The organism is Myxococcota bacterium (assembly GCA_035498015.1).
GTDB lineage: Bacteria > Myxococcota_A > UBA9160 > SZUA-336 > SZUA-336 > VGRW01.
In genome coordinates, this window is record DATKAO010000110.1 from 36,858 (window position 1) to 47,494 (window position 10,637).

Consider the following 10,637-nt stretch of genomic DNA (forward strand, 5'->3'; position numbering starts at 1 on the left):
TCCGTCCTCCAAATGCCCCCCCAGGGCTGATTTAGAATTGACTTCAATTCTATTTTCCGGCAGCCTGTGCGCCATGTCAACCGTGGCCCTGCCCGCGACTCCGAAAGGTCGCGCCACACGCCGGCGGCTGCTCGACGTGGCGCGCCGCGTCGCGCTCGCCAGCGACGGCGACGTCGAGCTCGCGAAGGTCGCCCAGGCCGCCGGTGTCGTGCCGAGCCTCGTGCACCGTTACTTCGGCTCGAAGGCGGGGCTCGTGACTGCGCTGGTCGACGAGTACTACGACCGCATGCAGGCCGCGGTCTTCGACGTGAATCTCGACGATCGCGGCACGTGGGCCGAGCACGAGCGCATCCGGCTCGAGCTCGGCGTGCGCTTCCACTACGCGGAGCCGATCGCGGCGGTGATCTACGGCCCGCTGGCGCGCGAGCCCGAGGTCGCGCGCAAGGAGATGGCGCGCAAACGCTTCATCGCCGAGCGCGCGGCGCGCAGCATCCGCAAGGCGCAGCGGCGCGGCGAGCTGCCGGTGGGCGTCGACGCGCGCCTGGCCGGCGCCGCCATGTTCGGCGCCATGCGCATGGTCATGGTCGAAGCGCTGACTCGCACGCCCCGTCCGTCGCCCGAGCGCGTGGTCGAGCTGCTGTGGCGGCAAGTCGCAGCCTCGGTCGGGCTCGAGGTTCGGGGCCAGCGATGACCGTGCACTTCGCCAGCGATGGCCCGGTCGCGCTGGTCACGCTCGACCGGCCCGAGGTGAGGAACGCCATCGACCTGCCCACCGCCACGGCGCTCGCCGACGCGCTGCTGCGCTTCGACGCCGACGATTCACTTCACGTGGCGGTCGTGACGGGCGCGAACGGCACGTTCTGCGCCGGCAACGACTTGAAGTCGATGCGCGAGCCCGGCGGCGCGCGCGCCCCGCGCGTACGGCCCGACGGCAACGGCCCGATCGGCCCGACGCGCTTCCTGCTCGGCAAGCCGACGATCGCGGCCGTGGAGGGACACGCGGTGGCGGGGGGCCTGGAGCTCGCGGCCTGGTGCGACCTGCGCGTGGCCGCCGAGGACGCGGTGTTCGGCGTGTACTGCCGGCGCTTCGGCATTCCACTCATGGATGGCGGAACGGTGAGACTGACTCGCCTGTTGGGCCACAGCCACGCCCTCGACCTGATCCTGACCGGACGGGGTGTCTCGGGTGACGAGGCCCTGCGCATGGGCCTGGTGAACCGGCTCGTGCCGAAGGGTCAGGCGCTCGCGGGGGCGCTCTCGCTCGCGCACCAGCTCGCCGCCCTGCCCCAGGCCGCGCTGCGCAACGACCGTCTGTCGTCCTACGAAGAGTGGTCGCGCGAGCTTCCCGACGCGCTCCACAACGAGTACGAGCGCGGCATGGCCAGCTTGCGCAGCGGCGAGATACTCGCGGGTCTGGAGCGCTACGCAGCCGGGTCCTGGCGGCGCGAGCCCGGCGTGTAAGTCGCCGCGCCCTGGACTATCCTGGGCGCATGATGCAGGTCCGCCGCAGCGACGAGCGGGGCCACGCGCAGCACGGCTGGCTGGAGAGCCGCCACACCTTCTCGTTCGCCGACTACCACGACCCGAAGTTCATGGGCTTCCGGGCCTTGCGCGTGATCAACGAGGACTGGGTGCAGCCCGGCAAGGGCTTCCCGCCGCACTCACACCGCGACATGGAGATCGTGACCTGCGTGCTCGAGGGAGCGCTCGAGCACAAGGACAGCATGGGAAACACCTCGATCATCCGGCCGGGCGAGCTGCAGCGCATGACCGCGGGCCGCGGCGTGACTCACAGCGAGTTCAACGCCTCGCGCGACGCGCTGGTGCACCTGCTGCAGATCTGGATCCTGCCTGAGACCCCGGGCCTGCAGCCCGGCTACGAGCAGCGTGACTTCGGCTCGGGCCCGATGCGCGATCGGCTGCGCCTGGTGGCCTCGCGCGACGGCCGCGAGGGCTCGCTCACCGTGCACCAGGACGTGTCACTCCACCTGGGCCGGCTGCCGCAGGGCGCGAAGATCGCGCACCCGCTCGCGACCGAGCGCCATGCCTGGCTGCAGGTCGCGCGCGGCTCGCTGCGCGCCAACGGCGAGACGCTCGGCGCCGGCGACGGCGCCGCGGTCTCGGGCGAGCGCGCGCTCGAGCTCGAGGCGCTCGACGCCGCGCAGCTCCTGGTCTTCGATCTCGCGTAGGATGACCTCATGAGTGGATTCCTGATCCGGTTGGCGGTCAACGCCCTGGGGCTCTGGGTTGCCGATTTGTTGCTCGACGGAATTTCGATCGACGGCACGGGCTCGTTGATCTTCGCCGCGCTGATCTTCGGCCTGGTGAACGCCCTGGTTCGCCCGATCTTCGTGGTGCTCACCTTCCCACTCACCCTGCTGACCCTGGGCCTGTTCCTGCTGGTCGTGAACGCGGCCATGCTGGCGCTCGTGGCCGCGCTCGTGCCGGGCTTCCACGTCGCGGGCTTCGGCGCGGCGCTGCTCGGCGCGATCATCGTGAGCGTGGTCTCGTGGGCCGCGTCGGCCTGGATCGGACCTTCCGGCCGGTTCGAGGTGCTGGTCGTCGAGCGCCGCCCTCGGCCTTAGCCAGCCCGGCTCCTATACTGCTTCGACATGAAGCTTCTCGTGTTGCGCCACGACGTCGCGGAGGCGCGCGAGGCAGGTGCCGGACCGGACGCCGACGCGAAGCGGGCGCTCACCGGCGAGGGCCGCAAGCGTGCGGCGCGCGCCGGACGCGCCGTGGCGCGGCTGATCGGCGACCTCGACCTCCTGGCGACGAGCCCGCTGCGGCGCGCGCGAGAGACCGCCGAAGCCCTGGCGCGCGAGCTCGACGACGTGGAGCTCACCGAGACCGACGCGCTCGCACCGGGGCACTCGCCGGCGGAGCTCGCCGGCTGGCTCAGCCAGCAGGAGGGCATCGAGCAGGCGGCGATCGTCGGTCACGAGCCGGGCCTGAGTGAGTTCGTGACCTGGCTGGTGTCGGGTCTCTCGACGCCGTGGCTCGAGCTCGGCAAGGGCGGCGCGTGTCTGATCGAGCTGCCCGACCGCATCGCTCCCGGACAGGGGCGGCTCTTGTGGCTGCTGCGTCCCGGCCAGCTGCGAAAGCTGGGCTAGCGCATGGTGGAGCTCGAGCGCCCCGAGATGCTGCGACCCGCCGAGGAAGGCGCGCGCCTGGTGGCGCTGCGCCAGCTCGACGAGGCGCGGCTCGCGGTCGCGCGCGCGGGCGATCCCGAAGACGACGAGGCGATCCACGACGTGCGCGTCGCCCTGCGTCGGCTGCGCAGCACGCTCACCGCGTACCGCGGCTTTCTCGACGCCGAGGTTGCCGGCGGCGCGCTCGCGCGCGCGGGCAAGATCGCAGGTCAGATGGGTGGCGCGCGCGACTCGGAGGTGTGGCTCGCCTGGCTCGGGGGGCAGCTCGAGCACGCGCCCCGCGCGCGCCGCAGCGCGCTCGAGTCACTGCGCGCCGAGCTCCAGGCGGCCTTCCGGCTGGAGCGCGCGCACGCGCTCGAGGGCCTGGGCGACCGCTTCGAAGAGCTCGAGGCGGAGCTGCGCTCGAGTCTCTCGACCTATGCCGCGCCCGTGACGGCCGGGCCCGCGCCGGCCGGGCCGCGCTTCGCGCTGGCCGCGAGCGACGCGCTGCGCACGGCGGCGGCCGAGCTCGAGCATGCGCTGGCGGCGGTGACCGGCCCGAACGACGCGCACGCCGAGCACCAGGCGCGCATCGCGGCCAAGCGCGTGCGCTACGTGCTCGAGCCCCTGCGGCGACTCACCGAAGGGGGGCAGGACGTGCTGGTCGAGCTCAAGCGCCTGCAGGACGTGCTCGGCGACCGGCACGACCGCGACCGGCTCGCGCTGCGCCTGCGCGGCGCGCTCGAGCGCGCGGCGCTGGCCACGGCCCAGGGCTTGTTCGCTGCGGTGCGCGCCCACGACGAGCGCGCCGCGCGCGCGCTGCGCGCCCGGCGCACGGAGAAGGCGCTGCTCGAGCTCCTGCGCCGCTCCGCCGAGGAGAGCGACGCGGGGTTCGCGGAGCTCGCGGCCTCGTGGCTCTCGGGCAAGGACGCCCCGTTCCTGGCCCGGCTCGCGCAGATCGTCGAGTCACTGCGCCGCATGGGCGCGCCGCCGCAGGAGATCGAGCGCAAGTATCTGCTGCGCGGCCTGCCGGAGCGGCTGCACGCGGCGGAGGCGATCGAGATCGAGCAGGGCTACCTCCCGGGCGGCGCCGTGCGCGAACGGCTGCGGCGGGCGGTCGGGCCGCGCGGCACGCGCTGCACGCGCACCGTGAAGGTCGGCACGGGCCGCGTGCGCGCCGAGTACGAGGAGGAGATCTCGCCCGGCGAGTTCGCGCGCCTGTGGCCGCTCACCGAGTCGGCGCGCCTGCGCAAGCGCCGCTACCGCGTGCCCGAGGGCGCGCTCACCTGGGAGATCGACGAGTTTCTCGACCGGTCGCTCGTGCTGGCCGAGATCGAGCTGCCGACCGAAGACACCGAGGTGGTCGTGCCCGACTGGCTCGAGCCCCAGCTCGTGCGCGAAGTCACCGGCGAGGCCGAGTACTCCAACGCCCAGATCGCCGCCGGCTAGCCCGGCCGCGGGTGCGCGGCGAAGAACTGCCACAGCACGCCCGTCGCATCGAGCTTCTTGGGCGGGGGCGGCAGGAGCCGCGAGCGCCGGCTCGCCACCGGCCAGGTGTGCTTGCCGCGCTCGATCTCCCACAGCTCGACGCCCGTCCCGCCGCCGCAGGCGTAGCGCCGGCGAGTCACGTCGGGGTTGGGTGACTCGATGCGGGGCGTCGGATCGCAGCCATCGCGCTCGATCCAGAAGTCGATCGCGCGCTCGGTCGTGGGGTAGCTTATGCCCAGCGCCCCGGGACCGCCGGCGAGCGGCACGAAGTCGTCGCGCGTGCCGTGCAGGTGCACGACCGAGACGGGCGCGGCCGGCGCGCAGCCGGGAGTCACGAGCGCGCCCGCGACCACGCCCACCGCCGCGAACGTGTCACCCGCCTCGCACGCCAGCCGGTAGGCCATCATGCCGCCGTTCGAGAGACCCGCGGCGAAGACCCGCCGGCGGTCGATCGGCAGCACGGCCGCGGCGTCGTCGACCAGCGCGCGCAGGAAGGCCACGTCGTCCGCCGCGCCGCAGCACACTCCCGCGTTCCAGCGCCGCTGGTAGAGCGCCGTGGCTTCGGGGTAGGCGACCGCGAAGCCGCGCCAGTCGGCCTCTTCCGAGAAGCCGGTCTGCGCCTCGATCGCCCCGGCGCTCCCGCCCGAGCCGTGCAGCACCACCACGAGCGGCAGGTCCGTGCCGGGCCAGAGCGCGGGCGCGTGCAGCACGTAGCTGCGCTCCAGCCCGGCTGCGTGCAGCGTGCGCAGCGCGTCGCCTGCGTCTCCGGCGCGCGCGGCCGCGGCGAACGACACGAGGGCGAGCGCGAGAAGCCGCACGCCTCTGGATCGGCCGCGCGTCAGCGCCGCTCGAGCAGGCGCCGGGTCGCGGCCGACGCACCGGGCCCGGGCTCGCTGCGCAGGTCGCGGCGAGTCACCTCGTTGCCATCGGCGTCGGTGACTCGCATGCGCGGCAGCCTGCGGCCCGTGCGCCGGTCGCGCACGATCACGGGCTCGCCGCCGGGTCCGAACACCCACTCATCGGACCACTCGCGCATCGCGGTCAGGAGCGGCAGCAGCGCCTCGCCCTTGGGCGTGAGCCGGTACTCGGCGCCGTCGTGCGCGAAGATGCCGTGCTCGACCAGGTGCGCGAGCCGGCGCGAGAGGATGTTCTTGGCGATGCCGAGGCTCTTCTCGAAGTCGCTGAAGCGGCGCGTGCCGAAGAAGGCGTCGCGCACGATCAAGAGCGTCCACCAGTCGCCCAGCGCCTCGAGCGCCTGGGCGATGCCGCAGTTCATCTGGCTGAAACGCTTGCGACCCATCCCGGCGGGATTGTAGGCGAAAATCGTCCCGGTTGCATAAAGAAACCACGGCGGGCTAGATTCCGGCCGTGGCGGAGCGAACGGCCGTCGTCACGGGCGTGGGACCGGGAACGGGAGCGGCGCTGGTGCGCCGTTTCGCGGCCGACGGCTACCGCGTGGCGATGCTGGCGCGCGACAAGGCGCGGCTCGAGGCGCTGGCGCGCGAAGTGCCGGGCACGGCCCCCTACCCGGTCGACGTGGCGGACCTGGACGCGCTGCGCGACTCACTCGCGCGCGTGCGGGCCGAGCTCGGCGCCCCCAGCGTGCTCTTGCACAACGCCGTCGCGGGCGGCTTCGGCGCGTTCGACACGGTGCGGCCCGAGGATCTGGAGCAGCGCTTCCGCGTGAACGTGACTGCGCTGCTGGTGCTGGCCCAGGAGCTGGCGCCCGGCATGGTCGCCGCGGGCGGCGGCGCGATCGTGGCCACGGGCAACACCTCGGCCTGGCGCGGCAAGGCCGCGTTCGCGGGCTTCGCGCCCACCAAGGCCGCGCAGCGCATCCTGTGCCAGTCACTGGCGCGCGCGCTCGGGCCGCAGGGCGTGCACGTGGCCTACGTGGTGATCGACGCGGTGATCGATGTGCCCTGGACGCGCCGCGCCTATCCCGACCGGCCCGACGACTTCTTCATCCGCCCCGCCGGCATCGCCGACGCGGTGCACCACCTGGTGCACCAGGAACGCTCGGCCTGGACCTTCGAGCTCGACCTTCGACCCTTCAAGGAGAACTGGTAGTGGCAGCCGCGAACACGAGTGAGTGGAAGTCGACCGCGTGCATCCTGTGCGAGTGCAACTGCGGCATCGAGGTCCAGCTCGGCGGACCGGAGGGCCGCAACCTGGTGCGCGTGCGCGGCGACGATGCGCACCCCGCCTCGAAGGGCTACGCGTGCGAGAAGCCCTCGCGCCTCGACTTCTACCAGAACGGCCCGCACCGACTCACAAAGCCGCTGCGCCGGCGCGCGGACGGCAGCTTCGAGGAGATCGACTGGGACACCGCCATCCGCGAGGTCGCGCAGAAGCTCTCCGCGGTGCGCGACGCGCACGGCGGTGAATCGATCTTCTATTACGGCGGCGGCGGCCAGGGGAATCACCTGCCCGGCGCGTACGGGCGCTCGACCAAGTCGGCGCTGGGCATGCGCTACCAGGCGAGCGCGCTCTCGCAGGAGAAGACCGGCGAGTTCTGGGTCGCGCAGAAGATGGTCGGCGGCTACTCGCGCGGCGACTTCGAGCACTGCGAGGTCGGGCTGTTCATCGGCAAGAACCCTTGGTTCTCGCACTCGATCCCGCGCGCGCGGGTCACGCTGCGCGAGATCGCGAACGACCCGAAGCGCTGCCTCGTCGTGATCGACCCGCGGCTCACCGAGACCGCGGAGCTGGCCGACATCCACCTGCGCGTGCGCCCGGGCGGCGACGCGTTCCTGCTCGCGGCGCTGGTGGCCGTGATCGTGCAAGAGGGCCTGGCGAAGCGCGACTGGCTGGCAGCCCACGCCGACGGCCTCGACGAGGTCCTGCCTCACTTCGAGTCACTCGATGTGGCGGCCTACGCCCAGAAGAGCGGCGTGCCCGAGGAGCAGGTGCGCGCGGCCGCGCGGCGCATCGCCGCCGCCGAGAGCATGGCCACCTTCGAGGACCTGGGCGTGCAGATGAGCCTGCACTCCACGCTCGTGTCGTACCTGCACAAGCTGCTCGTGCTGCTCACCGGGAACTTCGGCAAGCAGGGCGCCGACTACCGGCCGAGCACGCTGGTGGCGCTGGCAGGCGGGGGCGACGACGGGCGCCGCACGCCGGTCACCGGTGCGCGCATCATCGGCGGACTCACGCCCTGCAACGTGATTCCCGACGAGATCCTGACCGACCACCCAGAGCGCTTCCGGGCGCTCCTGGTCGAGAGCGGGAACCCCGCGCACTCGCTGGCGGACAGCGCGCGCATGCGCGAGGCGATCGCGTCACTCGAGTGCGTGGTCGTGATCGACGTGGCGTTCACGGAGACCGCGCGGCTGGCGCACTACGTGCTTCCGGTCGCGAGTCAGTTCGAGAAGGCCGAGGCCACCTTCTTCAACTTCGAGTTTCCCCACAACTACTTCCACCTGCGCAAGCGGCTCATGGCGCCGCTGCCCGGGCTGTTCTCGGAGGCCGAGCTGCACGCGCGCCTGTGCGAGGCGCTGGGCGCGCTGCCCGCCGACGCGGTGACTGCCCTGCGCGCGGCCTGGCAGGAAGGCCGGCTGGCCTTCCGGAACAAGTTCTTCGAGCTGGCGGGCGGCAATCCGCGGCTGCTCGGCGTGGCGCCCGCGCTGCTCTACCGCGCGATCGGAGACCTCTTGCCCGAGGGCCTGGCGGAGGGCGCCGCCGTGTGGGCGCTGTGTCAGCTCGCGGCGCCGCGCCAGCTCGAGTCACTGCACCGGGCGGGCTTCCTGGGCGAGGCGCCCGACGCCGCCGACGCGCTGTTCGACGCGCTGCTCGCGGCGAAGAGCGCGGTGGTGTTCTCGATCGACGACTGGGAGGAGAGCTTCGCGCGGGTCACGACACCGAACCGACGCATCCAGCTCGCGGTGCCCGAGCTCTTCCCCGAGCTCGACGCGCTGGCCGGCGAGCCGCCGCCCGGCTCGAGCGCCGAGTTCCCGTTCGTGCTGTCCGCGGGCGAGCGCCGCTCGTTCACCGCCAACACCATCTTCCGCAACCCCGACTGGCGCCGGAAGGACCGCGGCGGCGCGCTGCGCATGAACCCCGAGGACGCGACACGGATCGGTGTCGCCGAGGGCGGGCGCGCGCGCGTCACCACCAAGCGCGGCAGCGCCGAAGTCACGGTCGAGCTCTCCGACCGCATGCTGCCGGGCCACGTGTCGCTGCCGAACGGCCTGGGCGTGGACTTCCCGACCGGCGAGGTGCGCGCCAAGACCGGCGTCGCGCCCAACGACCTCACGGCCAGCGAGGACCGCGACTGGCTGGCGGGCACGCCCTGGCACAAGCACACGCCGGCGCGCATCGAGGCGCTGTGAGTCGCGCGCCGGTCCTGCGCGTCTTCTCCTATCTGCCGAACCCGCGCCTGGCCAAGGCCACGATCGCGGCGCGTCTGTGCGGGGTCGAGCTCGAGGTGCGCGGCGCCGCGCCACGCGAGCTCGGCGGCTGGCTGTGGGACTTCGATGCACGGCCGCTGGCGCCGGGTGAGTCGCCCGCAGCCAGCGCGCGCAGCGCGCGCACCGGCTTCGCCGGCACGCTGCACAAGACCGACGCCTTCCTCGCGGCACACCCGTTCGGCACGGTGCCCGCCGCCTTCAGCCCCGACGGCCGGACCGGCGTCTTCGAGTCGAACAGCATCCTGCGCGCGGTGGTGCGCGTGAGTGGCGACCCGGCGGGCCTCTACGGCGGCCAGGACCCGTACGCCGCCTCGCGCATCGACTCCTTCCTCGACGCCAGCCTGGTGTTCGCGCGCGACGCTCAGGTCTACCTGCTGAAGCTCTCGGGCGGGCGCATCAAGCGTCCGCTGCACGAGCGCACGCAGGAGGCGCGCGACGGCTACCTGGCCGGGATCGAGCAGGCGCTCGCGCCGGACCGCCCCTTCATCTGCGGCGACTCACTCAGCCTGGCCGACCTGGTGTTCGCGGCCGAGCTCACGCTCTTCTCGGCAGAGCGCGCGAACCGCAAGCTGCTCGACGAGGCCGGCCTGCCCCCGCTGTGGAGCGACGAGCTGCGCACGCGCTTCCCGCGGGCCCTCGCCCACTTCGACCGGCTGTGCGCGCACCCGGCGTTCGCGCCCGACCTCGGACCCTATCTCGCCAAGCTTCAGTCGATCTCGACGGTGTAGACGATCCGGTCCGGGCTGACGCGCGCGCTCGTCACGCGCACCTCGCGCCCGCCCGACTGATTGCGCGAGGTGTATTCGATGAAGCCCTCGCCCACGAAGCGCAGCAGCTCCGGGAACTCGCGCGCGTCGTCGATCACGATCTGGAACGGGTGCCGGCCCTCCTGGGTCTCGAAGGTCCAGCGCGTGAAGTTGTACAAGACACTCGACAGCGTGGTGGCGATCCTGCCCGCGCGCTTGCCCCAGTTCTCGGCCGTGGCCTCGAACTGCTTGTACAGCCCGGCTTTGTGCAGGCGCTCGGCGGCCCGCCGCCCGCGCGCGCGGAAGTAACCCGGCACGTCGCCGCGCGCCTCGAGCTCGCCCAGGATGTTTCCCACGCGCACGTAGGTGTCGATCGGGACCCAGCTCGACGCCGCCAGGTGTTTGCCGAGATAGTGCAGGTCGCGTTGCTCGAGCCGTTTCTCGAGCTCGGCCTGAGAGAGCCGCCCGGAGTCCAGGAGCCGCGCCAGGTCGTCGGCTGCGCCCTGGAAGCCGGTCGCCTTGATCGAGGGCACGGATGCCGTCACGGGGGACGGATCGGCAAGTCGGAGCCGGGAGCTGACCCCCGCGCCCACGATGTACGATCACGCCCCGTGCCCCCCCAGCCGCCCACGGCCGAACACGCCCGTCTCGCCTCGTCGTCCCTCGCCGGCCCCGGCCCCTGGAAGCGGATCGGGCCGTATCTGTCCGAGCGCGCCTGGGGAACGGTGCGCGAGGACTACAGCGCGGACGGCCGGGCCTGGCACTACTTTCCGCACGACCAGGCGCGCTCGCGCGCCTACCGCTGGAGTGAGGACGGCCTCGCGGGCATCTGTGACCTGGAGCAGCGCCTGTGCTTCGCGTTC

General features: G+C 72.8%; 13 protein-coding genes. 10 read left to right on the forward strand and 3 right to left on the reverse strand.

The window, feature by feature from the left end; translation table 11 throughout:
• The first annotated feature begins 73 nt into the window (after positions 1-73).
• The 6 genes from VMR86_10110 to VMR86_10135 are packed head-to-tail and all read left to right on the forward strand — an operon-like array spanning position 74 to position 4,580.
• Positions 74-691 carry a TetR/AcrR family transcriptional regulator gene (locus VMR86_10110; protein HTO07396.1) on the forward strand — a complete coding sequence of 206 codons (618 nt, stop codon included), beginning with the start codon at positions 74-76 and terminating at the stop codon, positions 689-691.
• Entirely contained in the window at positions 688-1,461 is a 774-nt protein-coding gene (locus tag VMR86_10115; GenBank protein HTO07397.1) for a crotonase/enoyl-CoA hydratase family protein, read from the forward strand. The genes VMR86_10110 and VMR86_10115 overlap by 4 nt, the downstream gene beginning before the upstream one ends.
• Before the next feature lie 29 nt (positions 1,462-1,490).
• On the forward strand, positions 1,491-2,189 hold the full coding sequence (locus VMR86_10120; GenBank protein ID HTO07398.1) for a pirin family protein: 699 nt from the start codon (positions 1,491-1,493) through the stop codon (positions 2,187-2,189).
• A 9-nt stretch (positions 2,190-2,198) separates the two neighbouring features.
• Positions 2,199-2,585, forward strand: coding sequence for a phage holin family protein (locus tag VMR86_10125; GenBank protein ID HTO07399.1), 387 nt, complete (start codon positions 2,199-2,201; stop codon positions 2,583-2,585).
• Positions 2,586-2,612: 27 nt separating this feature from the next.
• The gene (locus VMR86_10130; protein ID HTO07400.1) at positions 2,613-3,113 is read left to right on the forward strand and encodes a histidine phosphatase family protein; all 501 of its coding nucleotides are present in this window, start codon (positions 2,613-2,615) and stop codon (positions 3,111-3,113) included.
• Between the two features lie 3 nt (positions 3,114-3,116).
• Entirely contained in the window at positions 3,117-4,580 is a 1,464-nt protein-coding gene (locus VMR86_10135) for a CHAD domain-containing protein (GenBank protein ID HTO07401.1), read from the forward strand.
• On the opposite strand, the gene VMR86_10140 is transcribed toward VMR86_10135, so the two are convergent.
• Together VMR86_10140 and VMR86_10145 are read right to left on the reverse strand one after the other, a co-directional pair.
• Positions 4,577-5,437, reverse strand: a complete 861-nt coding sequence (locus VMR86_10140) for a PHB depolymerase family esterase (protein ID HTO07402.1) — start codon at positions 5,435-5,437, stop codon at positions 4,577-4,579. The genes VMR86_10135 and VMR86_10140 overlap by 4 nt on opposite strands.
• Positions 5,438-5,457: 20 nt before the next feature.
• Positions 5,458-5,919, reverse strand: coding sequence for a helix-turn-helix domain-containing protein (locus tag VMR86_10145; GenBank protein ID HTO07403.1), 462 nt, complete (start codon positions 5,917-5,919; stop codon positions 5,458-5,460).
• Positions 5,920-5,987: 68 nt separating this feature from the next.
• On the opposite strand from VMR86_10145, the gene VMR86_10150 reads away from it, so the two are divergent.
• From VMR86_10150 to VMR86_10160, 3 genes are read left to right on the forward strand one after another with little or no spacing between them, the layout of a single operon-like run.
• On the forward strand, positions 5,988-6,689 hold the full coding sequence (locus VMR86_10150; protein HTO07404.1) for an SDR family NAD(P)-dependent oxidoreductase: 702 nt from the start codon (positions 5,988-5,990) through the stop codon (positions 6,687-6,689).
• Positions 6,689-8,950, forward strand: a complete 2,262-nt coding sequence (locus VMR86_10155) for a molybdopterin-dependent oxidoreductase (protein ID HTO07405.1) — start codon at positions 6,689-6,691, stop codon at positions 8,948-8,950. The genes VMR86_10150 and VMR86_10155 overlap by 1 nt, the downstream gene beginning before the upstream one ends.
• Entirely contained in the window at positions 8,947-9,756 is an 810-nt protein-coding gene (locus VMR86_10160) for a glutathione S-transferase family protein (protein ID HTO07406.1), read from the forward strand. Before VMR86_10155 ends, VMR86_10160 begins: the two co-directional genes overlap by 4 nt.
• Here the strand turns inward: VMR86_10160 and VMR86_10165 are convergent.
• Positions 9,735-10,319 (reverse strand): hypothetical protein, encoded by a 585-nt coding sequence (locus VMR86_10165; protein HTO07407.1) that lies wholly within the window; start codon positions 10,317-10,319, stop codon positions 9,735-9,737. The two genes, VMR86_10160 and VMR86_10165, sit on opposite strands and share 22 nt — an antisense overlap.
• A gap of 66 nt (positions 10,320-10,385) precedes the next feature.
• Between VMR86_10165 and VMR86_10170 the strand changes: the two genes are divergently transcribed.
• The coding region (locus VMR86_10170) for a hypothetical protein (GenBank protein HTO07408.1) at positions 10,386-10,637 on the forward strand (252 nt) is incomplete at its 3' end.